The following is a 23363-nucleotide window of genomic DNA, read 5'->3' as shown; positions in this document are numbered from 1 at the left end:
CATGCCAGTTCCGCCGGCCGGATTCGCCGTCCGCAGGATCGGGCCGGCGGACGCCGGCGCGCTCGTCGCGCTGGCCGCTACGGACAACCTCTTTGACGAGGATCCGGGCACCGCGCCGTCGGGGACAATAACCCCCGACGGCGCCCGGCACTTTCTCGCTGACCCATCGGTTCGCTTCTGGCTGGCGGAGGCCGGGGGACAGACGGTGGGATTCCTGCACTGCTGCATTCAGCGGCGGCGGACGCCCGGCCCCTGGGCGGAGTTGCTGCTGATGGAGATGGGAACCCATGCAGAGTGGCGCCGCCGGGGCATCGGGCGCGCGCTTATTGCAGAGATGGAGGCCTGGATGAGGCGCAATGGAGTGGCGGAAGTGTGGGTTCCGGCCAACACGTATGCCGTCGGTTTCTACCGCAAATGCGGTTTCGCTAAGGACGAAGGCGAAATCCTGGTCAAGGAGCTTCATTGAGTGGACTCGGCATTCCGGGCCCGTGAGAGTATGAACGCATGAGCGATCCCGAAGACACTCAACCCACCCGGACTGCAGAGGACGAGGAGCCGGTGGAGGGCACCACCCTGGATGATGAGGGCAACACCCTGGACGCGGGGACAACTGATCGCCCCGCCGAGGCGGAAAAGCCCAAGGCCGCCAATCTGCAGGACCTGGTGGATGAGCCCGCCAAGGTGATGCGGATCGGAACCATGATCCGGCAGTTGCTGGAAGAGGTGAAGTCAGCGCCTTTGGACGACGCCGCCCGGGGGCGCCTGGCGGAAATCCACGAGCGCTCCATCAAGGAGCTTGAGGACGGTCTGGCACCGGAACTGGTGCAGGAGCTGGAACGGATCAGCCTGCCATTCCCGGACGACGCCACTCCCTCTGACGCCGAGCTGCGTATCGCACAGGCCCAGCTGGTGGGCTGGCTGGAAGGCCTGTTCCACGGGATCCAGACGGCGATCGCCGCCCAGCACGCCGCCCGGGAACACACCCTGGCCCAGATGCAGCTAAAGCAGCTGCCGCCAGGCACGGTCATAGCACCCGGCGTGATCATCGGTGAGAACGGTGAGCCGCAGCGTGCCAAGGCGCCTCAGCCCGGTGCAGACCCGCTGCACCCGGGCCGGAAGGAAGACCCCGACCACGGCCCCGGCCAGTATTTGTAGGCCTCTTTGGGATTTTTTACGGCCGCCCGGCAAGGGCGGAAAGACGACGCGGAACTTGGCAAGGGCTTGTGGCGCCGTGCCCATGACCGGTTCCACCGCGGCCTCGACCGCTACCACCAGGTGCTCGAGGGTGTGGAGGACGCCCAGCTCTATGGAGAGCTGGTGGAGATCGCCAATCAGCTGGCCGGCCTCTCCAGCCGTGTCCGGGAGGTTTGCGTTGAGGCGCAGCGGCGGTCGCCCAGCGACGGGCTGGACATTCCGCATGCCCTCTCCGGTGTTCACCGCTCGCTGTCCAAGGCGGGCAACTCGCTGGCGGCCACCGCCGAGGCGGCGGCGATGCTGCGGCTTGCCGTGGGACCCGTGCCAGTTGGCGCGGCCTCGGTCTGGCGCCGGGCGGAGACGGTTTTTGAGCAGGTCGCTGACGCCGAGCGGCTCCTGTCGGAGTCGTGACGGGCGGTATTCGCCTGCCGCCGATATATTCCTTCTGACGGGCCGTTACGCGGCTAGCTTAGCTTCGTCATAATCCGTGCCCTTCCGGTTTGATTGTTGGCAGGATGGACAAATGACTTCTTCACCAACACTGACATTCAATGACGGCAACACCATTCCGCAGCTTGGCTACGGGGTTTGGCAGGTTGAAGACGACGTAGCCGAGAAGGTTGTCTTCCAGGCGTTCCAGGCCGGGTTCCGCCACATCGACACCGCCAAGATCTACGGCAACGAGTCCGGCGTCGGCCGGGCGATCGCCAGCTCCGGGCTGTCGCCGCAGGAAATCTTTATCACCACCAAGCTGTGGAACGCCGACCAGGGGTACGAATCCACGCTTGCCGCGTTCGAGGAGTCCCTGGAGCGGCTGGGCCTTGAAACGCTGGACCTGTACCTGATCCACTGGCTCCAGCCCAAGCAGGACAAGTACGTGGACACCTGGAAGGCGCTGATCGAACTTCAGAAGCGCGGCAAGGTCAAATCCATCGGCGTCTCCAACTTCACCGTCGAAGGTCTGCAGCGGATCATCGACGAGACCGGCGTGGTCCCGGCCATCAACCAGGTGGAACTGCACCCGTACTTCAGCCAGTCGGAGCTGCGGGAATTCAATGCCTCCCAGGGCATCCTGACCCAGGCCTGGTCCCCGCTGGGCCAGGGCGGCGAACTCTTGGAGGACCCGGTCATTGCGGGCATCGCACAGAAGCACAAGGCCACCCCGGCGCAGGTGGTCATCGCATGGCACCTTGCCATTGGAAACGTCGTCATTCCCAAGTCCGTCACGGAATCCAGGATCCGTGAAAACTTCGACGCGCTGAACGTCACGCTGGACGCCGAGGACGTTGCAGCCATTAACGGGCTGGACCGCACCGCGGACGGAAGCGGCAGGATCGGCCCCGACCCGGCTGTCTCTGACTTCGCCTAATTCCCACGCTGCCCACGGTGAGGCCCCGCTACGTTCGCCTAGGCGGGCGGGGCGGGGCCTCTCCGTGTTGATCGGAGTCGGCTTCAGGCTTGGCTGGTCAGGCCTAACCGGCGTCAGGCGGCGAGCTGTTCCTGCTGGACTGCGACGGCATCGACGATGGCCCAGCTGTCCTCGCCGGTGATGCTACGGCTGGCGAACAGCTCTGCCGCCGCCACGGTGTCGAAGACCTCGGTCCGGATCCGGCCGCAGTCGGCGTCGAAGTAAGTTACGTGGAACTCCTGATTATTTTCCATGGCTCCATGGTGCAACCGGGGTCTGACATTTTTGGCAGTTCAGTCCGGCGTGTTGCGGAGACGGAGAACACGTTCCTTGGCCAGCACGGCCGACCGCTCGCTTTTCTCCGCCGCCCGGGCGTACTGCTTCGCTTCAGCGGCGGCGGTCTCACGTTGCTTGCGCGCGGCATCGAGTGCGAGTTCCAGGGCCCGGAGCCGCTGCCGTGCCTCGTTAACGTCCGCTGTGAGCTGGACGAAGGCTGCCGCGGCGTCCTCCTGTGCCTGGGCGCGGCGTGCGGCCTCGCTGGCGGCATCGGCGGCCGTCTCCTCCGCTTCCGCCAGTGCCGCCTGCGCCTTCTCCAGCAGGGACGGTGGAACAGGGCGGGGAGCGCTGCGGACGGCCCGGAGCCGCGGCTGTTCGTGCTCTTCGGAGTGGGCCTTGTCCGCGGACTTCGGCGACTGTGTTCGTGCGCTCCGGCTGGCCGGAGCCGTCGTGGCGGAGGATGCCTCCCGACGGCTTTTCGGCCCCTCATCAACCGGGCGCCGTGCTCCGCTGGGTCGCACCGCCGGGAGCGGCGGAGGCGGCAGCTTGCCGAGGGCGGACGGAACCGCCACGGCGTCAGTCACATCAACCTGGTCAACGCCGTCAGCGGACAGCCCGCGGAGCAACAGCCCGCTTTCGACGGCGGCGGCAGCCGCCAGATCCGCCGTGGCGGCCCGCAGTGTCTCTTCCACTTCGGTGGCCACAGGTCCGCTGATCTTCCGGCCCTGTTCCTCAGCGGCGAGCCGTGCTTCACCCACCGCGGTGCCGAGAAGCTTCCGGCGTTCCTTGGCGAGTTCCCGCAGGGCTGCGGCGTCAAGGGAAGCCTGGGCCTGCTGCATGGTCTGGCCGAGGACCCTGAGCTGCTGAACTGCCTCGGGGCGATGGTGCGCCAGCATGTTGACGGTCCAAGCGGCCACGGATGGTTTCGGCAGGGTCCTGATCGCCTGGGCAAGGCGCTTGTCGGATGCGGCGGCATCCTTGGCGGCCGCAGTGCGGGCGGCGATGAAGTCGTCGAAGGGAAGCGCGTACAGGGCCTGGGCGGCGCGCTGCAGTTCCTCCTCCATGACAGCCATCATATGTTTCGGCACGCCGGTTTCGGCATGCCCTCATGCGGGCGGAGTTCCGGCAGGACCCCCTTCGGCCGGGCGGGGTTCCGCTCTAGTGGGCGGCCAGCCTGCCGCCATGGCCGCTCTGCCACCTGTCCAGCAGGTAGTGATAAAGCCTGAGGACAGCTTTGTAGAGGCCGATGGCCATTGCATTGATGAGTAGAAGGAGCACTTGCACGGCGCCGACCCCGAGCAGAAGCAGGCCGAAAACAGCGAGCGCCGGCAGGAACATAAGAAAAACGGCTATAGCGACGCCGATATAGCCGAGGGCATAACTGACGATTGTCGCCTGGTCCACTGGAATCCCACCACAACCAGCTCGGTAATTCCGGATGCTGCGTTCCCCTCTGCAGCTAGGGTGATGTGGTCCCCGGCTGCTCGTGCAGCCGGGGACCACTTAGCGGGAAGAAGATCCGCACGCTGATGATGCTGCACCTGCACACTTTGCGCTGTGGCGTTCTCTATTAGCTCGCCGCCCGATTAGCAGCCTTTGCGTGTACCGGTATCCCGTCCCAGTCTATGAGGCGTTGACTTACTACTGCCGGGGACCCCCTCCTTGACCTCAGTTTCCGATGCTGGATACCGATTTTTATAGCACCGCTCCAACAGCCCTGACAAGAGAATTTTCAGGGCACTGGCAATGGACGCTTGCCAGCTACTAAGCATGCTGATTAACTCATCTCTATAGCCGGTGCCACACCCGCGGTACCTGTCTGGTGGAAAGGAAAGTGCGTCATGGGAATTCTTGGATTTCTCCTGCTCGGTCTGATTGCGGGGGCCATTGCAAAAGCCATTCTTCCCGGGAGGCAGGGCGGCGGTTGGATTGTCACCCTCGTCTTGGGTGTTGTCGGGGCTATCCTCGGCGGCTGGATCGGTTCGCTGATCTTCGGTGGCGGCCTGGGTGACTTCTTCGACCTCCGGACCTGGCTGTTGTCCATCCTCGGGGCCGTCATTGTGTTGCTGATCTACGGCGCCGTCACTCGCAGAAGCCGGGTCTGACCTGATTTCATAGCACCATGATCTGCAAGTGGGGTCGGCCCAAGCGAGGGCCGGCCCCACTGGTTCCAGGGTCCCGCGGCCGGATGGGAGGTGGACGTGACGTACGCTTCGGAGGATTGGACGATGCGCCGTCAGGTCATGGACGTCATTATCGATGTTCTTTCGGCTGTTGCCACAGGCCCTGATGTGCGCGTCAGCCTGTTGCGCCACCTCGAAGAGAACCCCGGCAATCCGGAAAAGGCCCTGCTGGCCCACCTGTCGGACCGGAACATCGCCGACGACGTCGCGTAGCGACCTCCGGCCGCGAATCACACAGCGGTCGGAAACTGGGGAGGCTACCGCCGTGCCCGGAGTGCGCCGCGCAGCGCAAAGCCGACGGCACATACGAGCGGTACCAGGCAAGCGGTCAGCGACAGGGGATTTGGACGGAAAGTCAGCCGGCCGCCGTCGTCGTGGGTGTAAACCCCCAGGGGGAAGACGAATCCGCCTCCTCCGCCGCCGGAGCCCGCTGCGTCCGGATCGCCGCCTTCGGTGCCGCCGCCAAAGCCGAAGGAGACCAGCGCGACGGGAACGAGTTCTTTCCCGTCGAGCCGGATCGGCTCCCCGTAGGCCCTGGACACGCCCACATTTTTGAAGGATTCGGTGAGGGACGTCATCGCATCTGCCATGGCGTCAGGACCAGAATTCGGCGGCCTTGGCGGTGTCCTCCGGGAATTCATATGCCTCGCTGATTTTCCCGTCCTGGAGCGCGAATACGATGACGGCGCGTTGGTCCATGGCCGCCCCGTTGCGTTGTGCGTGCACCCTCTGGAAGCCCACCGTATGGTTTTCCCCGCCGATCAAATCGTCCAAATCAACTCTGATGGTGCCGTCAGATCGCGTGAACAGTTCGCCGAAGTAGGCGAGGATGGCGTCCAGGCCCTGCTTGTCACCGGACAGCCCGCCGCTTCCTCCCAGATGCCAGACGGCGTTCTCGGCAAACAGGCTGCGAAGGGTGTCCATGTCTCCTGCGCCGAATGCCTCGTAGCCCCGGCGGACCAAATCAGCATCTTCCCGGGTTCCCATTTCGCTGCCTCACTGTCGTTGTTGTTGGGTCCCAGCGAGGAAAGGTTAAGCCCGTGCGGGGACCATGTCGATGATCAATTGTTTGCTCCTTTTTGCCCTGTCCGGAGCAGCAGGTTGAGCAGCATTGACTCCGGCCTCTTCAAGCCCTAGGTTATCGATTGTCGTTATTAACGAGCTTCGATAACTGGGGGATTGATGAAAGCTACCAAGCGCGCCGTTCCGGCTCCAGGCCGGAAAATGATCGTGTCCAGAACAGATGCGCTTTTTCTGATGATTGCCTCGGCAGCGGCGGCAGTCACGACGACGGTGCTCACGGTGTCGGGCATCGTTGCTTCCGCTCCAGGTCCCGTGACGCTCACACTTCCTGTGGCTACGACGCGCCAAGCCGCGTCCGGACTGTCATTGGGGGCAACCGGACACTACACCGCCCTTGATGCAACCCTTCCGGTGCTTCCTTCCGGCCCGGCCGCACTGCTGGCTTGGGGTGGGGCCCTGAACCAACTCGGCATTCTTGCCGTTTTGGCGCTGATCTTCCTGCTGGCCTACCGGCTCCGGAGTGAACTTCTTTTCACCCGTGGTTCTGCGTGGCTCGTTGGCGCCGGGGGATTTGTCCTCGCACTGGCCGGGACGGTGGGGCAGATTCTCGATTCCATCGCGCGGAGCCGGCTGGCAGACCTGATCGGAGCGAGCGGGCGTGTGCCGGGGGAGTACTACCTCTTCTCTTTGGATTTCAACGTCGGTCCGCTGGTACTGGGCATCGCCTTGCTTCTTGTCGCCGGGGTCTTCGAGTTTGGCCGCAGGCTGCAGAAGGACACCGAGGGTCTGGTCTGATGCCGGCGGAGGAAGCCTCAGGAATCCATTGCCGGCTCGACGAGCTGCTGGCAGACCGCGGGATGACCCTGACCGAACTGAGCAAGCGGGTCGGCGTCAGCCTGGTGAACCTGTCGGTACTGAAAAACGACAGGGCCAAGGCGATCAGGTTCTCCACCCTGACGGCCATCTGTGACGTCCTGGAGTGCCGGGTCGGGGACCTCCTGGTTACCGCGGGCGGAGCCGCCGGCGCTCCCTGATCCCCAATCACCTGCAAGGTCTGGACACAGGAAGCCACCGGACCTACCGTTCAGATGGCGGTTGCTGTGGGGGACGACGGCGGCTGCCGAGGGTCCGAAGGCGGGCCACCCGTGATGACAGGAGGAAGCAGATGGAAACCGTTGAAGAGACCGTTGATGTCGCAGTTCCGGTCCATACGGCCTACAACCAGTGGACGCAGTTCGAATCATTTGCGCAGTTCATGTCCGGCGTCGAATCCGTTACCCAGCTGAGCAACACCACCAATCACTGGGTCACGAAGGTCGGCGGCGTGAAACGGGAATTTGATACGGAGATAGTCGACCAGGAGCCTGATGATCGGATCGCCTGGCGCAGTACCGATGGCAAGTCCCACGCCGGCATCATCAGGTTCACCCCCTTGGACGCCAATCACACCAAGGTAAAGGTCCACTTCGAATGGGCGCCGGAAACCGTCACGGAGAAAGCAGGCGCGGCCCTGAAGATTGACGAAATGCAGGTCAAGGCCGACATGCGGAAATTCAAGGACTTCATCGAGTCACGCGGCACGGAAACCGGCGGCTGGCGCGGCGAAGTCGAGGACAGCGGCCCCACCGGGCAGTTCTAGAAAAATCGCGGGCCGTGGACCTGTTGGATGGACAACAGGTCCTGGGCCCGTGCCCTGTTGCGCACGTTTTCCCTGCGCTGAAGTCGCCAGCGGGCGCGTTCCGTAAGGGCAACCGCCGCCGGCTGAGTGTCCTGGCGGCGGTTGCCATGGCGACGGCGGTCCCTGCGCTGGCGGCCTGCACCGTGCCGGAGCCACAGGAGTCTGCTGGACCGCTGCCGATAACGGTGGAGGTGTACCAGTCGCGCGACCAGTACGGCAAACAGGCCATCCAGCTCCTGCTCACCAACGTGTCCGGCAGGCCCCTGACAGTAGCCGCGGCGCAACTGGCGTCGCCACTGTTTCAGGGGGACATCCTGTGGGAGCCGGCGGGCGGCAGCCTCGAACTGCCTCCCGGCCAGCCCAAGAGCCTCCCTGCCCGGCTGCCGGCCCCGGTCTGCGGTCAGGACCCAGCAGCTACGCAGCAATCAAGCATTCAGCAGCCAGTCGCCACCGTGAGGTATTCGGAGCCCGGGCGGCCCGGTCTGCGGGAAGTGGCGCCGGTCGCCGTCGACCCCTTCGGGGTCCTGGAGCGGAACAACAGGGAGCAGTGCCTGGCGGCAGAGGTGGCCGCCGTGGCGGACATCGTCCTGGACCGCAGACTTGAGGTTGCGCCGGACTCCCGCACCGCCGTCGTCCGGCTGGTCATCACGCCGAAAGAAGCGGGCGGCGCCGGCACGGACCTCAGGTCGGTGACCATCGCGAATATCGACGGGACCACCCTGATTGCCGCACCGGCGGACGAGCCGTGGCCGCGTAACGTCCGCATCGTGCAGGGCGCCCCGCGCTCTGAACTCCGCCTGCGGATCCGTCCCGCCCGCTGCGATCCGCATGCGATCCCGGAGGACAAAGTCGGCACGCTGCTGCCCCTGCATGTGGGTGTGGGAGACCGCGAGGGGCAGCTGAAAATCGCCGCCGGCACTGCACTGCGTGGGCAGATCTACGACTTTGTGACGGCGGTGTGCGCCCCCGCCTAGCTGTCGTGGCGTCTGCCTTACGGATGGGCCCCCTCCGCCGCGGTTCTGGGGCCAAACGACGGAGGGGACGTGTGTGGGGTTATTTGTTGGCCCGACCTGCGGACTTAGGACGACCGGCCTTCGGTGCCGGTAACCAACACTCTGCCGTTGTTGACTCAAGGTCCCATCGGATGCCGATCAATTCTGGCTCAAGAAAACCCGCCCGCGGCGTGTAATGCCACGATTGGCCTAGGTCTCCGACGACGTGCGTGGATCCGGTGAAACGGATGTGTGCGCCGACGGGCGCCAAAGATGTGCCCGGGCGAATGGCGCTCTCGGGCTTAACCAGCAAAAAACCCCGCATCATCGCCGAAATCAACGACAATACGGGGTTCTTCCCGAGCTTCCTATCAGAATCGAACTGATGACCTTTTCATTACGAGTGAAACGCTCTACCGACTGAGCTAAGGAAGCACCGCACCAATCAGCCGGGAAACCGGCCGGTTCATGCAAGAGACAACTGTAATAGAGTCCCCGTGTCCGGGTCAAAATGAGCGCCCCGCTAGCGGCGATTGACGTTGGCAGGACGTTCATTCCGCCGTCGGATCCGGTTCAGGCCGCCCACAGCAACGGCGGGAATGCTGGGTCCGACAGTGTGTCGCAGCATACCTGCGCACCAGCGGCAAAGGAGCTCAAACCATGACACTTACCAGCACAGATTCAACCGGCAGCACAGGACGCACTGCCCTCTCGGCGGATGGGGAGGCGGCGGAGCAGGGCCATCCCGTCCGGCTGGCGGTGCTGGCCATGGTGGGAACAACCGTGTACGACGGCGGCCTCATGGACCGCGCGATGTCCCGCACGCTGGTAGAGCAGGGAGTCCCGGCCGGCTCTGCCCGTTTTGAAGGCATGCTGCGCTACGCGCGGGAGCGTTCCGGCATCTCCCGGATGACGGTTTTCGCCGAACTGTTCGACGACCCCCAGGCGGCCACAAGTGCCAACAAAAAGTTCGAGCTGAACTGCGATGAACTCATCGCCGACGGCGGAGTCCGGGCCGTCCCGGGGGCCGAGGACACCATCGGGTGGCTCCGGGGCGCCGGCATCAAGATCTGCCTGGCTACCGGCTTCGGGCGCCACACGCAGAACATGGTGCTCGAATCGCTGGGCTGGATGGGCCTGGCGGACCTCAGCCTGTGCCCCGCGGACGCCGGCAGGGGCAGGCCGTTCCCGGACATGGTGCTGACAGCGGTCCTGGCCCTCGACATTGACGACGTCCGGAAGGTGGCCGTGGTGGGGGACTCCGCCGCGGACATCCATTCCGGCCTGCGTGCCGGGGCTTCTATGGCTGCCGGGGTGCTGACAGGGTCGCACTCCGAGGCGGCGCTTCGCGGCGCGGGCGCCACCGACGTCCTGCCCTCCATCAAGGACTTCCCGGCACTACTGGAGTGGCGCGCATCCCAGGCAACCTGAGGTTCGGGGTCAGCAGACGGTGTTGTCCGCCGGCTCCTTGCCGTCCACGAGGTACTTGTCCACGGCGCTGGTGATGCAGGTGTTGGACCGGCCGTAGGCGGTGTGGCCCTCGCCCTTGAAGGTGAGCAAAGACGCGTTGCCCAGCTGCTTCCGCAGTTCGCTCGCCCACTCCACCGGCGTTGCCGGGTCGCCGGTGGTACCGACGACGACGATCGGTGCGGAGCCGCTGTACTTGACGGCTGACGGGGTGCGGACGTTCTTGTACGGCCAGTCCGCGCAGTTCGCCCCGCCGTAGGCGAAGAAGTAGCCCAGCGTGGGGGAGGCCTCACGAAGCCGCTGCTCCTCGGCACGCATGGCCGCGGGATCGCTGCTCGTGGGGTAGTCCAGGCAGTTGATGGCGCTGAAGGCAAGGGCCGTGTTGGACGTGTATTTGCCGCTGGGGGACCGGTTCGCACCCAGGTCGGCCAGGCGAAGCATGGGGCTGACGTCGCCCTTCATGGCCGCGTCCAGTGCCTGCGTCAGAGCCGGCCAGCTTTCGTTGGCGTACAGCGGAACGACGATGCCGCTGACGAAGGCATTGCCGCCCACCTGCCGGCCGTCCTTGGCCGTACGGGGAGTCTGGATCACGGAATTGATGAGGTCGCGGACCTGCTGGAGGCCGTCGTCGGCCGTTCCGCTCAGGGGGCACCCCTCCTCCCCGAGGCAATGTTCCACGTAGGCGCGCAGCGCCTTCTCGAAGGCCCGCGCCTGGCCCAGAGTCAGCTCCTCAGCGCTGAGGGACGGATCGATGGCGCCATCGAGGACCATGCGCCCCACATTGTCCGGGAAGAGCGACGCGTAGGTGGAGCCCAGGAAAGTGCCATAGGAAAAACCCATGTAATTGAGTTTCGAGTCGTTGAGCACGGCGCGCAGGACGTCCAGGTCCTTGGCCGCGCTGACAGTGTCAATGTGGCCAAGCACCGCGCCCGTTTGCTCAGCGCACTTGGCGGCGATGGCCTTGTTATCGGCGCGGAGGACTGCCAGCCCGGCGTCGGTTTCCGGCGTGTAGACCTTTGCCCTCGCCTCGTCCCGTTCCTTGTCGGTGAGGCAGGTGACGGGTGCCGAGCGCTTGACGCCGCGGGGATCGAAACCGATGAGGTCGTAGTTGGCGCGCACCGTCTCAGAGAAATTACTGTTGCCGGCGTCCCTGACGAAGTCGTAGCCGGATGCGCCCGGTCCGCCGGGGTTGACCAGCAGGCTGCCCTGCTTCTTGTTCCCGGTACTGGCGATCTTCACGGCAGCGAGTTCAATCGTGTCGCCGTCCGGTTTCGCGTAGTCCACCGGCACCTTGACCTTGGCGCACTGCAGCTTTTCCTCGCAGGGCTCCCAGACAATCGTCTGGGAGTAGAAGTCCTTCAGCCCTTCGGGCGCGGCCGCCGCTATCGAGGGGTCGGCCTGCCCGGTGGAGCCGCCCTGGGAGGACCCGTCCTTGGAAAAGCCAAGGGCACTGCACGATGCCAGCAGCAGGGCCAGCGCCATGGCGCCGGCCGCCCGCATCCCGCCCGCGAGGGTCCGGGGTCGCGAGGACAGGGGCGGTGCAGACATCATGCGGTGTTCTCCTTGTGGGCGGCGTCAGCTTGGTCAGGCAAAGGGCGGGCGGTGCGTGGCTTAGATCAGGCTCGCGGCCATTGACTCTACGGCCAACAGGGGTGCGACGTTGGTGGTGGTGATGCGCTTGCGGGCGTTGTTGATGGCGTCCATGCGGGCGAGTGTCACTTCCGGCCCGGACCGTTGGGCAAACTCCTCCAGCTCGCTCCTGAGTTCAACGTTCACGAGTTCGACGGCGTTCCCCAGCTGGATGATCAGAACGTCCCGGTAGAACGACAGAAGGTCGGTCAGCGTCCGGTCGAGTGAATCGGTGATGGAACGCTTGGCCCGTCTCTTTTGATCGTCCTCGAGCTGCTTCACCTGGCTGCGCATGGCAGGCGGCAGGGTCCCGGTCTCGGGAGCACCCAGCGTTGCCAGCAGGGCGGCCTTCTCGGCGGCGTCGCGCTCCTCATTGGAGCTGGTGGCCTCCGCGGTGGCGATCTTCACGAGTTTATCAGCCATCATCACAGCGGCCGTAATGCCGCGCAGGCCCAGCGGGAACCGGACGGTCTCCAGGCGCCGTTCCCGGGCCTCGCTATCCCGCGCCAAACGGCGGGCGATGCCCACGTGGCTCTGGGCGGCCCGTGCAGCCCGCTCAGCAAGGGCAGGGTCCACGCCGTCCCGCTTCACCAGCAGGGCAGCCACGTCTGCGGCGGGCGGAAGCCGCAGGGCCACTGCCCGGCACCTTGAGCGGATGGTCACCAGGACGTCCGCAGGGGAGGGGGCGCACAGCATCCAGATGGTGCGGGGGGTGGGCTCCTCGATGGCCTTGAGCAGCACGTTGGTGGTGCGCTCGGCCATGCGGTCGGCGTCCTCCACCACGATGATCCGCCAGCGGGCCGAGGACGGCCGGTTGCCGGCGGTGGCCACGAGTTCACGGGCCTCGTCGATGGTGATGGTCACCTTTTCGGTGCGCACAAAGGAGACGTCGGCGTGGGTTTCACCCAGGATGGTCAGGCACGCCGGGCAGGTGCCGCAGCCGCGATTGGTGACGTCGTCCTGGTCGCAGTTCAGCGCCGCGGCGAAGGCCTTGGCCGCATTGGAACGGCCGGAGCCCGGAGGCCCGGTGAACAGCCAGGCGTGCGTCAGCCCTTCACCCATGGCCGCCTGCCGCAGCTGGGTGACGACGGCAGGCTGGCCCTGCAGGTCGCCCCAGACGGTCACGGCTGCATGTCCCTTGTTGCAAGGAGCTTTTCGACGCGTTCCAGGATCAGTCCCGCGATTTCTTCGACGGGCTGTCCTGCCTCCAGCACCAGGTAGCCTTCCGGCCGGGCCGCTGCGAGGTCCAGGAACGCCTGGCGGATCCGCGCATGGAATTCGTCGGCTTCCGATTCCAGCCGGTCCTCCGCGGCATCGCCGGCGGTGCGGCGGCTGCGGCCCTCTGCCGGGTGGACATCCAGGAGCACCGTCAGGTCCGGCTGCAGACCGGACGTGGCCCACTCGTTGACGCTCCGCACGGCGTCTGTGCCGAGAGCGCGGCCGGCGCCCTGGTATGCCACGGAGGAGTCGATGTAGCGGTCCGTGAGCACCACCTCGCCGCGGGCCAGGGCCGGCCTGATGATCTGGCTGGCGTGCGCGGCCCGGGAGGCGGCAAAGATCAGGGCTTCGGTGTGGGCGTCGATGTGGCCGTGGCCGTGGTCCAGCACCAGGGAACGGAGCTTCTCCCCGATGGGCGTCCCGCCGGGTTCCCGGGTGCGCAGCACGGTGAGGCCGCGCGATTGCAGTGAACCGGCCAGCCGGGCCGCCTGGGTCGACTTGCCGGCACCGTCACCGCCTTCGAAGGCGATGAAAAGTCCGGAGCTCTGCGTATTCACTTATCCAGCCTACCGATTTCCACCGACGAAAATGCCCGGCGCCCGCTTCCGCATCCGGCCGGAAGGGGCCGCTTTCCCTGCGGGCAGGCACCCAACGTACCCTTTGACCATGAGTCTTTCCGATCAGCATGCCGCATCCCTGTCCGCCGAAACGGTGGTTGTGGCCGCCGGACGTCCGCCCCGTGAACACGATGCGCCCGTCAACCCGCCCATCGTGCTCTCCTCCACCTATTTCGGCACCGGCGCACTCGACGACGGCGACCGGGGCTACGGCCGCTACTCGAACCCCACGTGGGACCCGTTCGAAGAGGCCCTCGGCCAGCTCGAAGGCGCCTCGCTGCCGGGCCTCCTTTACTCTTCGGGCCTTGCCGCGGTCAGCTCCGCACTCTCCCTGATCCCCAACGGGGGCGTCCTGGTGATGCCGTCCCACAGCTATTCCGGTTCGCTGGTCATGGCCGCCGAACTGGCCGAAAAAGGCCTCCTGGAACTCCGCACCGTGGACATCGCGGATACCGAAGCTGTCCGGACCCAGATAGCGCCGCAGGACGGCAAGGCGGCGGACATGCTGTGGCTGGAAAGCCCCACCAACCCGATGCTCGGCATCGCGGACATCCGGGCCCTGACCCAGGCCGCCCACGACGCCGGCGCCGTCGTCGTCACGGACAACACCTTCTCCACACCTCTGGTGCAGCAGCCCCTCAGCCTGGGGTCCGACGTCGTGCTTCACTCGGTGACCAAGTACCTGGCCGGCCACTCCGACGTGGTGCTGGGCGCCCTGGTGACCTCTGACGCGGAACTGCGCGAAACACTTCTTCACCACCGCATCATCCATGGCGGCATCGCCGGTCCCTTCGAAGCCTGGCTGGCGTTGCGCGGCCTGCGCACGCTGGCCCTGCGGATTGAGCGTTCACAGGCGTCGGCAGCGGTGCTGGCCGAACGTCTCAGCGCACACCCGGCCCTGGAGAATGTGCGCTACCCGGGCCTCGTGTCGGATGCTGGCCACGATCTGGCCAAGTCCCAGATGACAGGCTTTGGCTCCATTCTCTGCATCCAGGTGGCCGCCGCCGGCGGGCTCAGCGCTTCCGAAACCGCGGACAAGCTGGTGCGTGCCCTGAACCTGTGGCTGCCGGCCACCTCCCTTGGCGGGGTTGAGTCGCTCATCGAGCGGCGGCGCCGTCACGCTGCGGAACCGGCCAGCGTCCCCGAGAACCTGGTGCGCTTGAGCGTCGGCATCGAAAACGTCGAGGACCTCTGGGCCGATTTGAAGCAGGCGCTGGACGCGCTGGACCGATAGGCTGGGCGGGTGGACGGACGACTACTGATTTTCTACGTTGAGAGCACGGTCTATTACATCCTGGGGCTGATCGCACTGGCCCTCGAGGTGTGGGCCTTCTTTGACTGCGTCCGCCACCGGCCCAACGCCTTTGAAGCTGTTGGCAAGCGGACCAAAACGTTCTGGCTGGCATTGACCGGCGGCAGCCTGGCCGTCGGTGCGCTGTCCGTGCTTGGCGGCGGATCCGGCGGCCTCCTCGGCCCGCTCGGCCTGTTTGGCCTCGGAGCCGTGGTTGCGGCCTCCGTCTACCTGGCCGACGTCCGGCCGGCCGTGAAGGACGCCGGCCGCGGCGGCAGCCGAAACATGGGCCCTTACGGCCCCTGGTGACCGTCCCCACCGGCACCCTAGGCTCGCAAGCTCGCCCAGGGAACCCTGCCGGCGTGGGCCCAGCACTACTTACTGCGGCGCGACGGCTTCCCAGCCGACGGTAAGTTCCCCCAGCCGCCAACGCGAGGGGCCATCCTGCACCGGCCAGCCGCCGTCGAGCAGTGCCCGGCACATGGCCGTCCACCGCTGCCTGTTCCCAAAGGGTGCCAGCGGCGCCGCCTCGAGCCATGCCCGGTCCATCGCCTGCAGCAGCGTGTGGATGCGTTCGCCGGCGACATTGCGGTGGATGAGGGCCTTGGGCAGGCGTTCCGCGATCTCGGACGGCAGCCCGAAACTCCCGAACCGCACTGACACGGTGAGACTCAGCGGCCGCTCAGCATCAAGGGCAATCCAGGCGGAGCGCCGGCCTATCTCGTCGCATGTCCCGTCGATGAACAGGCCATCCGGAGCCAGCCGCCCCTGCACCAGTGCCCAAATGCCGCGGACATCTGCTTCCTCGTACTGACGCAGCACGTTGAACGCCCGCACAAACACCGGATTCCCGGGCACCGGAAGTTCGAATCCGCCGTCGTGGAAACTCAGGCCAGGGCGCTCCAGGGCCTTCCCCGCACGCACGCGTTCCGGTTCAATTTCGATCCCGCAGACACGCACATCCGGGCGTACCGCGCGGAGCCGTTCAAAGAGTTCGACGGCGGTGGCCGGCGAAGCGCCGTAACCCAGGTCCACCACGAGCGGGTCAGCCGCCCTCCGGAGGCGCCACGCCTGCGGCCCGGCCAGCCACCTGTCCAGCCGGCGCATGCGGTTTGGGTTGGTGGTGCCGCGGGTCACGTTGCCCACCGGCCTGCCCCGGCTGCTCCGGTTGGTCACCACCCGCTCTGCTTTCTGCACCACGGCACCAGCTTAACCGGGAGCCCTGCCTACGGGATGCGGGCGGTCCTGCCGGGTGATGTAACTCTCGGCAGCCGTGGGCCGCGCTCGGCTAGGATGAAAATCATGACTTACAAGCTGATTCTGCTGCGCCACGGCCACAGCGAATGGAACGCCAAGAACCTGTTCACCGGCTGGGTGGATGTAGACCTGAACGACCAGGGCCGCGAGGAAGCAGCACGCGGAGGGGAACTGCTGGTTGAGAACAACATTCTCCCGGACATCCTCTACACCTCGCTCCTGAAGCGGGCCATCAACACGGCCAACATCTCCCTGGACAAGGCCGACCGTGGCTGGATCCCCGTCAAGCGCGACTGGCGCCTCAACGAGCGCCACTACGGTGCCCTGCAGGGCAAGGACAAGGCCCAGACCCTGGCCGAATTCGGCGAGGAACAGTTCATGCTGTGGCGCCGTTCCTACGACACCCCGCCGCCCGCACTGGACGACAGCAGCGAGTTCTCCCAGTCCCGCGATCCCCGCTACGCGGACCTCGGCGACAAAATGCCCCGCACCGAGTGCCTCAAGGACGTCCTCATCCGCCTGCTCCCGTACTGGGAATCGGACATCAAGGAAGACCTGAAGGCCGGCAAGACCGTCCTGGTTACCGCCCACGGCAACTCCCTGCGCGCCCTGGTCAAGCACCTGGACGGCATCAGCGATGACGCCATCGCCAGCCTGAACATCCCCACGGGCATCCCGCTGGTCTACGACCTGGACGAGAACTTCCAGCCGATCACCCCGGGCGGCACCTACCTCGACCCCGAGGCAGCCGAGCAGGCCATTCTGGCCGTCGCCAACCAGGGCAAGAAGTAAAGTTCGCTGCCTGTCGAAACCACAACGGACGACGCCGGCCGGTCACCTCAGGTGACCAGCCGGCGTCGTCCGCTTTAATGCACTCGGGTTTTTGTTAGCCGTGCTCGATGCTGTTCGGGTGCCAGGCGCCGGTCACGAGGTAGATGACCTTCTGCGCCACGGATACGCCGTGATCAGCGAACCGCTCGAAGTAGCGGCTGGCCAGTGCAACGTCCACGGTGGTGGCCGGGGATTCCTGCCAGTCGGGCCGGGCGATCGCCTTGAAGACACTGAGGTGGAGGTCGTTCACCGCGGAGTTGGCCTTGAGGATGTCGCGGGCAACCTCGAGGTCGCGGGTCTCCAGCAGCTGGGTGAGCTTGTTCGCGATCTCGATGTCCTGCTCGGCGAAGCTCTTGAAAGTCCCGGTCAGGGACTCCGGGATCACCATGGAGGGGAAGCGCAGCCGGGCCAGCTGGGCAATGTGGCGGGCGAGGTCACCCATGCGCTCCAGGGAGGCGCTCATCCGCAGCGACCCGACGATCATGCGCAGGTCGCTGGCCACGGGGCCCTGCAGGGCGAGGATGTCGATGGCGCGCTCGTCGAGGCTGTTCTGCAGGAAGTCGATCCTGGCGTCCGCGGCGATGACGTCCTGGGCCAGATCGACGTCGGCACTCTCGAACGACGTCGTTGCCTTGCCGATCGCTTCACTGACCAGCTTTGAAATCTCGATGAGGTCCTCGCCCACATGGGCCAGCTCCTCCTGAAAAACCTTGCGCACGTAGGCGTCCTTTCCTTGGAAACTCCGCCCCGCCGCGGCGGTCAGAATTTCGTGTCACCGTTCCGGCAGTCCAACCGCACACTCTTCCAGTGTTCGGTGAACTGTTACACACCTCAAGATGAACGTTAGCTGAATCCGCACCGCGTGGGCCGTTTATCGGATATCGGGGGTTCCCGGAAGCATAAGCTGGAGGCGTGGATCCAATGCTCTTAGGTGTTATCGCCGGCCTGCTGGGCCTGTCGTTCGGCGTCTTTGGCGTGCTCGCCTTCCGGGCCAGCGAGAAGCAGCGCGAGCTCGTGGACATCGAATACGACGAACCCGCGCTGCCCCATGGGTCCGCGGAAGTCCTCGCCGTCGTCGGGCAGGCGTTCGTGGTGGTGGACGCGATCGACGGCGTCGTCCGGGCCAGCCCGGCGGCCTACGCCTACGGCCTGGTGCGCGGCCACACGGTGGTGCACCGCGAGCTGCTGGACATGACGGCGAACGTCCGGCGCGACGGCGTCATCCTGGAGAGGCAGCTTGAACTGCCCCGGGGGCCGCTCGGCCAGGGAACCATCATCGTGCAGGTCCGGGCAGCGATGCTGGGTGAGGAATACATCGTCCTGCTGGCCGATGATCGCACCGAGATCACCCGGACCGAGGAGATCCGCAACGACTTCGTGGCCAACGTGTCCCACGAACTGAAGACGCCGGTGGGCGCCATCTCGCTGCTGGCTGAAGCGCTGGAATCGTCGGCCGACGACGAGGACGCCGTCCGCCGCTTCGCCAAACGCATGCACAAGGAGTCGGCCCGCCTCGCCGCGCTGGTGCAGGACATCATCGAGCTGTCACGGCTGCAGGGCGCGAACGTGGCGCAGCAGGGGCACCCCGTGGACATCAACGACGTCATCTCCGAAGCCGTCGACCGGTCGCAGCTGCCCGCCGAGAGCAAGAACATCCAGATCGTCATTGGCGGCCGTGCGGAGGCGAAGGTCTACGGCGACCAGGACCTGCTGGTGACCGCGCTGCGCAACCTCATCGACAACGCGATCCGGTACTCGCCGGAGAACACCAGGGTGGGCATCGGTGTGCGGTCCAGGGAAGGACTGGTTTCCGTCTCCGTCACGGACCAGGGCGAAGGCCTGTCACCTGAGGACCAGGAGCGGGTGTTCGAGCGTTTCTACCGGGTGGACGCAGCCCGGTCCCGCCACACCGGCGGAACCGGCCTGGGCCTGAGCATCGTCAAACACGTCGTTTCCAACCACGGCGGGGAAGTCACGCTCTGGTCCCAGCCCGGCCAGGGCTCCACGTTCACCCTCCGGTTGCCGGAGATGGAAGGGCAGGAAGACCCGTCCGCGCCGGAACCGCGCGCCGCCCGTACTGCCCAGGAAGCCGGCAACCTGGCCCCCGCCCCACCGCAGGGCCAGACCGACCGGCCGCAACACGCCACCGAACCACGCGACGCCGCCGGCGTCCACGAACGAGGAGCTAACGCTTGAGCAGGATTCTTATTGTCGAGGATGAGGAGTCGTTCAGCGATCCCCTGTCCTATCTACTGGGCAAGGAAGGATTCGAGGTGGAGGTCGTGGACAACGGCCTCGACGCCATCACGGAATTCGACCGCAACGGGGCAGACCTCGTGCTGCTCGACCTGCAGCTGCCGGGCCAGTCCGGCACGGAGGTCTGCCGGCAGCTTCGTCAGCGCTCCACCGTCCCGGTCATCATGCTGACCGCCAAGGACACCGAGATCGACAAGGTCGTCGGACTGGAGCTGGGCGCGGACGACTACGTCACCAAGCCCTACTCCTCCCGCGAGCTGGTGGCCCGCGTCCGCGCGGTGCTGCGGCGCCAGGGCGAACCGGAGGAACTCATCGCCTCCACCGTCCACGCCGGCCCGGTGCGGATGGACATCGAGCGGCACGTGGTGAGCGTCGGCGGCGAGCAGGTGTCGCTGCCGCTGAAGGAGTTTGAACTGCTGGAGATGCTGCTGCGCAACTCCGGTCGCGTGCTGACGCGGGGCCAGCTGATTGACAGGGTCTGGGGCTCCGATTATGTGGGCGACACGAAAACGCTCGACGTCCACGTGAAACGGCTGCGCAGCAAGATCGAGCCCGACCCGTCCCTGCCGCGGTACCTCGTCACCGTTCGCGGACTGGGCTACAAGTTCGAGCCGTAGGAGTTGGCTGCCGGCCCGGGCGAGGCGCCCGGGCGGCGTGCCTGGGCGGCGCGGGGCCGGCACACAAAAGCACCGATAATACGAAGAAGGAGGGGTTCCCGGCCGGGAACCCCTCCTTCTTCGTATTGCTGCTCTAGTAAGCGGCCGTCAGGGGCCCGCGCTGCTAGTGGCTTTCGGTGGGCGTGGCCGATGCGGTGTCGCTCGGCGCTGCAGTCTCACTCGGAGTGGCAGTCCCGCTGGGCGTGCCGCCCGGAAGGTAGGCGGCGTATTCCTTCAGCGTGCCGTCCACCACGGGAATCTTAACGGTCTTGTTGACGTTGGTGCCGTCCTCGGTCACCTGGACGTCCACGAGGGATCCGGGTTTGCCGCCGGAGGTGCTCAGGATGGCTTCGTCCGCGGATTCGTTCAGCAGGGTGTAGGCGTTCTGCTTGACGGAAACTTCAGTCTGCGCGCCTTCAGCTCCCTTAAGGGTGACCTTGACGTCCTTCGAGGAGGAGTTGTAGACGGCGCCGATGACGCGGCCCGGCTGGTTGTCGCCCGCAGAAACGATCAGCATGTTGCGCAGCTGCACCGGTCCGACCTCGGCCCGGGTTCCGTCGGAGGCAGCGTACTGGTGAGAGGTCTGCTGGGCGTTGATGTAGCCGCAGCCCGTCAGGGCCAGCAGGCCGGCACTCAGGGCGGCTGCTGCCATTGCCATCTTGCCGCTCTGGCCCCGGTTCATCGCAGTGAAACGCACGTCACGCACTCCTCGAAAAGTCTTGAAACAGTTTTCAGGCATAGCCTATCGGCAAAGAGGACCAAACAAGGATTCGGTCCCTCCACATGACCGCCCCTTCCGACGCCTCCTTGGGGGTCCTCGGGGCCGTCGATGGCACCCGCAACTACCCGCGCGTAACGCTTGTGGGCCCGCATGCGATGCACTATTGTTCGCATTCGTCAAGGGGTCTGAGCGACCGATTTCGGCTATTTTCCGCGGATTTACGGGGTTCTTCGACCGTTTCCGTGCCAGTCATATGCCTTAATCGTGATAAACTGGTCTGCGGGAAAGGGGAAAGTCCACATGGTTTTTGAGGTCGGCGAGACAGTAGTTTACCCTCACCACGGTGCAGCAAAAATTGAAGAAATCAAGATGCGCACTGTCAAGGGCGAAGAGAAGATGTATCTCAAGCTCAAGGTGGCTCAGGGTGATCTGACCATTGAAGTTCCAGCAGAGAACGTTGACCTTGTTGGGGTTCGCGACGTAGTGGGCAAAGACGGTCTGGAGCACGTGTTTGACGTGCTCCGTGCCGAGTTCACTGAGGAGCCCACCAACTGGTCGCGTCGTTACAAGGCAAATCTGGAGAAGCTTGCTTCCGGTGACGTCATCAAGGTTGCAGAGGTCGTCCGCGACCTGTGGCGCCGGGATCACGACCGGGGCCTTTCCGCAGGCGAGAAGCGAATGCTGGCCAAGGCCCGGCAGATTCTGATCTCAGAATTGGCCCTGGCTGAAAAGACCGACGAAGAGAAGGCTGCAAGCGTTCTCGACGAGGTCTTGGCTTCCTAACAAGAATTGAACCCCGGTGGCAGAGTGCCGCCGGGGTTTCTTCTTGCCCAAAAACACCCATCCCATAACCCCATCCACGGAGCACCTGGAAGATGGAGGGCGAGTGCGGCTGGGACGTAGGCTAGAGCGCATGAACACTGCACCCAAGCGCCCCGTGACCGCCGTGATCCTCGTCGCCGCCGGGTCCGGGCAGAGGCTGGGGTATGGCATGCCCAAGGCCGCCGTGCCGTTGGGCGGTGAACCGATCCTGATGCACGCGCTCCGCGGGATCGTCGCGGCAGGCATCGCCAGTCAGGTCTGCATCGCGCTGCCGGCCGGTGACGAGGCACTCCGCCGGCTCTGCGAAGACTTCCGGGTGGAGCTGGTCGACGGCGGCCCGCTCCTCACAATGGTCGACGGCGGGGCGTCCCGGGCGGATTCCGTCCGTTCCGCTCTGGCGGCCGTCGAGGACGGCACCGAAGCGGTTCTGGTCCATGACGCCGCCCGCGCCCTGGCGCCGGAGCAGGTTTTCCACCGGGTGGCCCAGGCTCTGGCAGCCGGCGCCGATGCAGTGATTCCGGTGATCCCGGTGGTGGACACGGTCAAGACGGTCGCCGCCACCGAGGGGCCAGCCACGGACATCGCACCTGAACTCGTCACCGGAACCGCGCCCCGGGAGGAGCTCCGGGCAGTCCAGACCCCGCAGGGCTTCAGGCTCTCCGTGCTGCGGCAGGCGCACCAGGCGGCCTCGGCCTTCGATGAGCGCCAGGCCGCCGCGGTGACCGACGACGCCATGCTGGTGGAGCTTCTCGGCGTGCCGGTGCACGCCGTCCGGGGAGCCAGCCAGTCGCTGAAAATCACCACCCCGCTGGACCTCATCATCGCCGAGGGCCTGCTCGAGGGGCCCCTCGGCGCCCGCTGGGTGGAGGGCTGACAAACCACATGACGGAAGGCGCCATGACCCACAACGCTTCACGCACCCCGGTACTCCTGCCCCGGACAGGCATCGGCATTGACGTGCACGCCTTTGCCCCGGACAGCGACCCGCAGCCGCTCTGGCTGGGCGGGCTTCTCTGGGAGGGGGAGCGGGGCCTCGCCGGCCATTCCGACGGCGATCCCGTGGCCCACGCGGCCGCCGACGCACTGTTCTCCGCATGCGGCATCGGCGATCTGGGCACTCACTTCGGCACAGACCGGCCCGAATTCGCGGGGGCCTCCGGAGTCACGCTTCTGGCCGAAGCAGCCCGGATCGTCAGGGCGGCAGGCTTCGAGATCGGCAATGTCGCGGTGCAGTTCGTGGGCAACCGGCCCAAGTTCGGCCCGCGCCGGGAAGAGTCCCAGCGCGTCCTCACCGAGGCTGCGGGCGCCCCGGTCACCGTTACCGCCACCACCAGCGACGGCCTCGGCTTCACCGGCCGCGGCGAAGGCATTTCCGCAGTGGCGACGGCCCTGGTCTACCCGGCGTCGTAACTGTCCCGCCGTCACCGGCCCACAGGGCGGCTGTCCGCACCTGCAGCCAAATCACCTACGCTGGAATAAGCACCAGTACCGCAATCCCAGGAGACCCGCCGTGAAAAAGCTGCTTCCCGCCGTCGTGATCGCAGGGATGCTGCTGGCCGGCTGTGCCGGCAGCCCCCGCATGAGCGTGGAGGAGAGCTGCAAGTTCCTGCAGGGCGACACGTTCAAGCCCACGGGCAACCAGCAGCAGCAGGCCGACCAGATCGCCAAGCACTACCAGGAGGTCGCCGACAAGGTGGCCCAGAACGTCGCCGACCCCATCCAGAAGATGGCCGACATCATGAAGCAGGTGGCCGGCACCTCGCTGGGAAACAAGAGTTCGGAGCAGACGGCTGAACTCGCCAGGCAGAACAACCGGATCGGCGAAGTCTGCAAGTAAGCGGGAA

31 protein-coding genes and 1 tRNA gene are annotated in these 23363 nt (G+C 65.8%); 20 read left to right on the top strand and 12 right to left on the bottom strand.

Annotated features, from left to right (window positions below):
• Position 1: 1 nt before the first annotated feature.
• The 4 genes from DBZ45_RS00215 to DBZ45_RS00200 all read left to right on the top strand — a co-directional run bounded on the left by DBZ45_RS00215 (position 2) and on the right by DBZ45_RS00200 (position 2563).
• Positions 2-466 (top strand): GNAT family N-acetyltransferase, encoded by a 465-nt coding sequence (locus DBZ45_RS00215; RefSeq protein ID WP_146617419.1) that lies wholly within the window; start codon positions 2-4, stop codon positions 464-466.
• A gap of 38 nt (positions 467-504) precedes the next feature.
• On the top strand, positions 505-1155 hold the full coding sequence (locus tag DBZ45_RS00210) for a bacterial proteasome activator family protein (RefSeq protein WP_111901981.1): 651 nt from the start codon (positions 505-507) through the stop codon (positions 1153-1155).
• Positions 1156-1161: 6 nt separating this feature from the next.
• Positions 1162-1605: a hypothetical protein gene (locus tag DBZ45_RS00205; RefSeq protein WP_111901980.1), complete on the top strand. Its 444-nt coding sequence runs from the start codon at positions 1162-1164 to the stop codon at positions 1603-1605.
• Between the two features lie 112 nt (positions 1606-1717).
• Entirely contained in the window at positions 1718-2563 is an 846-nt protein-coding gene (locus DBZ45_RS00200; RefSeq protein ID WP_111901979.1) for an aldo/keto reductase, read from the top strand.
• A 113-nt stretch (positions 2564-2676) separates the two neighbouring features.
• On the opposite strand, the gene DBZ45_RS00195 is transcribed toward DBZ45_RS00200, so the two are convergent.
• The 3 genes from DBZ45_RS00195 to DBZ45_RS00185 form a co-directional block, all read right to left on the bottom strand.
• Positions 2677-2856 carry a hypothetical protein gene (locus DBZ45_RS00195; RefSeq protein ID WP_111901978.1) on the bottom strand — a complete coding sequence of 60 codons (180 nt, stop codon included), beginning with the start codon at positions 2854-2856 and terminating at the stop codon, positions 2677-2679.
• Positions 2857-2895: 39 nt separating this feature from the next.
• Positions 2896-3942, bottom strand: a complete 1047-nt coding sequence (locus DBZ45_RS00190) for a hypothetical protein (RefSeq protein WP_111902029.1) — start codon at positions 3940-3942, stop codon at positions 2896-2898.
• Between the two features lie 94 nt (positions 3943-4036).
• A complete protein-coding gene (locus DBZ45_RS00185; protein ID WP_111901977.1) occupies positions 4037-4282 on the bottom strand; it encodes a hypothetical protein in 246 nt (81 codons plus the stop codon).
• A 437-nt stretch (positions 4283-4719) separates the two neighbouring features.
• On the opposite strand from DBZ45_RS00185, the gene DBZ45_RS00180 reads away from it, so the two are divergent.
• Positions 4720-4983, top strand: a complete 264-nt coding sequence (locus DBZ45_RS00180; RefSeq protein WP_003801204.1) for a GlsB/YeaQ/YmgE family stress response membrane protein — start codon at positions 4720-4722, stop codon at positions 4981-4983.
• A gap of 96 nt (positions 4984-5079) precedes the next feature.
• A complete protein-coding gene (locus DBZ45_RS22565) occupies positions 5080-5274 on the top strand; it encodes a hypothetical protein (protein WP_146617418.1) in 195 nt (64 codons plus the stop codon).
• Between the two features lie 44 nt (positions 5275-5318).
• Here DBZ45_RS22565 and DBZ45_RS00175 read toward each other — a convergent pair whose 3' ends face one another.
• Positions 5319-5639, bottom strand: a complete 321-nt coding sequence (locus DBZ45_RS00175) for a hypothetical protein (RefSeq protein WP_223256855.1) — start codon at positions 5637-5639, stop codon at positions 5319-5321.
• A gap of 16 nt (positions 5640-5655) precedes the next feature.
• Entirely contained in the window at positions 5656-6048 is a 393-nt protein-coding gene (locus DBZ45_RS00170) for a nuclear transport factor 2 family protein (RefSeq protein ID WP_223256854.1), read from the bottom strand.
• Positions 6049-6243: 195 nt separating this feature from the next.
• Between DBZ45_RS00170 and DBZ45_RS00165 the strand changes: the two genes are divergently transcribed.
• The 4 genes from DBZ45_RS00165 to DBZ45_RS00150 all read left to right on the top strand — a co-directional run bounded on the left by DBZ45_RS00165 (position 6244) and on the right by DBZ45_RS00150 (position 8736).
• Positions 6244-6879 carry a hypothetical protein gene (locus DBZ45_RS00165; protein ID WP_111901975.1) on the top strand — a complete coding sequence of 212 codons (636 nt, stop codon included), beginning with the start codon at positions 6244-6246 and terminating at the stop codon, positions 6877-6879.
• Positions 6879-7118, top strand: coding sequence for a helix-turn-helix domain-containing protein (locus tag DBZ45_RS00160; protein ID WP_111901974.1), 240 nt, complete (start codon positions 6879-6881; stop codon positions 7116-7118). The genes DBZ45_RS00165 and DBZ45_RS00160 overlap by 1 nt, the downstream gene beginning before the upstream one ends.
• Before the next feature lie 131 nt (positions 7119-7249).
• Positions 7250-7723 (top strand): SRPBCC family protein, encoded by a 474-nt coding sequence (locus tag DBZ45_RS00155; protein ID WP_111901973.1) that lies wholly within the window; start codon positions 7250-7252, stop codon positions 7721-7723.
• Positions 7724-7737: 14 nt separating this feature from the next.
• Entirely contained in the window at positions 7738-8736 is a 999-nt protein-coding gene (locus DBZ45_RS00150; protein WP_223256853.1) for a hypothetical protein, read from the top strand.
• 380 nt (positions 8737-9116) lie between these two features.
• On the opposite strand, the gene DBZ45_RS00145 is transcribed toward DBZ45_RS00150, so the two are convergent.
• Positions 9117-9189 (bottom strand) — tRNA-Thr (locus DBZ45_RS00145).
• Positions 9190-9414: 225 nt separating this feature from the next.
• Here DBZ45_RS00145 and DBZ45_RS00140 point away from each other — a divergent pair.
• On the top strand, positions 9415-10185 hold the full coding sequence (locus DBZ45_RS00140; protein ID WP_223256852.1) for an HAD family hydrolase: 771 nt from the start codon (positions 9415-9417) through the stop codon (positions 10183-10185).
• A gap of 9 nt (positions 10186-10194) precedes the next feature.
• Here DBZ45_RS00140 and DBZ45_RS00135 read toward each other — a convergent pair whose 3' ends face one another.
• The 3 genes from DBZ45_RS00135 to tmk all read right to left on the bottom strand — a co-directional run bounded on the left by DBZ45_RS00135 (position 10195) and on the right by tmk (position 13625).
• Positions 10195-11769: an alpha/beta hydrolase gene (locus DBZ45_RS00135; protein ID WP_190242949.1), complete on the bottom strand. Its 1575-nt coding sequence runs from the start codon at positions 11767-11769 to the stop codon at positions 10195-10197.
• Between the two features lie 63 nt (positions 11770-11832).
• Entirely contained in the window at positions 11833-12975 is a 1143-nt protein-coding gene (locus DBZ45_RS00130; protein WP_111901971.1) for a DNA polymerase III subunit delta', read from the bottom strand.
• Positions 12972-13625, bottom strand: a complete 654-nt coding sequence (tmk, locus tag DBZ45_RS00125; protein WP_111901970.1) for a dTMP kinase — start codon at positions 13623-13625, stop codon at positions 12972-12974. Before tmk ends, DBZ45_RS00130 begins: the two co-directional genes overlap by 4 nt.
• Before the next feature lie 109 nt (positions 13626-13734).
• Here tmk and DBZ45_RS00120 point away from each other — a divergent pair, with 109 nt between their 5' ends.
• Positions 13735-14919: a trans-sulfuration enzyme family protein gene (locus tag DBZ45_RS00120; protein ID WP_111901969.1), complete on the top strand. Its 1185-nt coding sequence runs from the start codon at positions 13735-13737 to the stop codon at positions 14917-14919.
• Positions 14920-14928: 9 nt separating this feature from the next.
• Positions 14929-15285 carry a DUF2516 family protein gene (locus tag DBZ45_RS00115; protein WP_102972649.1) on the top strand — a complete coding sequence of 119 codons (357 nt, stop codon included), beginning with the start codon at positions 14929-14931 and terminating at the stop codon, positions 15283-15285.
• A gap of 69 nt (positions 15286-15354) precedes the next feature.
• Here DBZ45_RS00115 and DBZ45_RS00110 read toward each other — a convergent pair whose 3' ends face one another.
• The gene (locus tag DBZ45_RS00110) at positions 15355-16176 is read right to left on the bottom strand and encodes a class I SAM-dependent methyltransferase (RefSeq protein ID WP_190242945.1); all 822 of its coding nucleotides are present in this window, start codon (positions 16174-16176) and stop codon (positions 15355-15357) included.
• 102 nt (positions 16177-16278) lie between these two features.
• On the opposite strand from DBZ45_RS00110, the gene DBZ45_RS00105 reads away from it, so the two are divergent.
• The gene (locus tag DBZ45_RS00105) at positions 16279-17025 is read left to right on the top strand and encodes a phosphoglyceromutase (RefSeq protein WP_111901968.1); all 747 of its coding nucleotides are present in this window, start codon (positions 16279-16281) and stop codon (positions 17023-17025) included.
• Between the two features lie 94 nt (positions 17026-17119).
• On the opposite strand, the gene phoU is transcribed toward DBZ45_RS00105, so the two are convergent.
• Positions 17120-17782, bottom strand: a complete 663-nt coding sequence (phoU, locus tag DBZ45_RS00100) for a phosphate signaling complex protein PhoU (RefSeq protein WP_111901967.1) — start codon at positions 17780-17782, stop codon at positions 17120-17122.
• Between the two features lie 203 nt (positions 17783-17985).
• On the opposite strand from phoU, the gene DBZ45_RS00095 reads away from it, so the two are divergent.
• Together DBZ45_RS00095 and DBZ45_RS00090 are read left to right on the top strand one after the other, a co-directional pair.
• The gene (locus tag DBZ45_RS00095; protein WP_111901966.1) at positions 17986-19260 is read left to right on the top strand and encodes a sensor histidine kinase; all 1275 of its coding nucleotides are present in this window, start codon (positions 17986-17988) and stop codon (positions 19258-19260) included.
• Positions 19257-19937 (top strand): response regulator transcription factor, encoded by a 681-nt coding sequence (locus DBZ45_RS00090; RefSeq protein WP_111901965.1) that lies wholly within the window; start codon positions 19257-19259, stop codon positions 19935-19937. The genes DBZ45_RS00095 and DBZ45_RS00090 overlap by 4 nt, the downstream gene beginning before the upstream one ends.
• A gap of 163 nt (positions 19938-20100) precedes the next feature.
• On the opposite strand, the gene DBZ45_RS00085 is transcribed toward DBZ45_RS00090, so the two are convergent.
• Entirely contained in the window at positions 20101-20673 is a 573-nt protein-coding gene (locus DBZ45_RS00085; RefSeq protein ID WP_223256851.1) for a hypothetical protein, read from the bottom strand.
• Positions 20674-20997: 324 nt separating this feature from the next.
• On the opposite strand from DBZ45_RS00085, the gene DBZ45_RS00080 reads away from it, so the two are divergent.
• The 4 genes from DBZ45_RS00080 to DBZ45_RS00065 all read left to right on the top strand — a co-directional run bounded on the left by DBZ45_RS00080 (position 20998) and on the right by DBZ45_RS00065 (position 23356).
• Positions 20998-21480 (top strand): CarD family transcriptional regulator, encoded by a 483-nt coding sequence (locus DBZ45_RS00080; RefSeq protein ID WP_003801164.1) that lies wholly within the window; start codon positions 20998-21000, stop codon positions 21478-21480.
• 130 nt (positions 21481-21610) lie between these two features.
• Positions 21611-22393 carry a 2-C-methyl-D-erythritol 4-phosphate cytidylyltransferase gene (gene ispD, locus DBZ45_RS00075; RefSeq protein ID WP_111901963.1) on the top strand — a complete coding sequence of 261 codons (783 nt, stop codon included), beginning with the start codon at positions 21611-21613 and terminating at the stop codon, positions 22391-22393.
• Positions 22394-22416: 23 nt separating this feature from the next.
• Complete coding sequence (gene ispF / locus DBZ45_RS00070) at positions 22417-22929, top strand: 2-C-methyl-D-erythritol 2,4-cyclodiphosphate synthase (RefSeq protein ID WP_111902024.1); 513 nt, start codon at positions 22417-22419, stop codon at positions 22927-22929.
• Positions 22930-23029: 100 nt separating this feature from the next.
• Positions 23030-23356 carry a hypothetical protein gene (locus tag DBZ45_RS00065; RefSeq protein ID WP_111901962.1) on the top strand — a complete coding sequence of 109 codons (327 nt, stop codon included), beginning with the start codon at positions 23030-23032 and terminating at the stop codon, positions 23354-23356.
• The last annotated feature ends 7 nt before the right edge of the window (positions 23357-23363 follow it).

Source organism: Arthrobacter globiformis (assembly GCF_003261175.1).
Classification (GTDB): Bacteria; Actinomycetota; Actinomycetes; order Actinomycetales; family Micrococcaceae; genus Arthrobacter; species Arthrobacter globiformis_A.
This window is presented reverse-complemented; position numbering and strand designations above follow the sequence as displayed.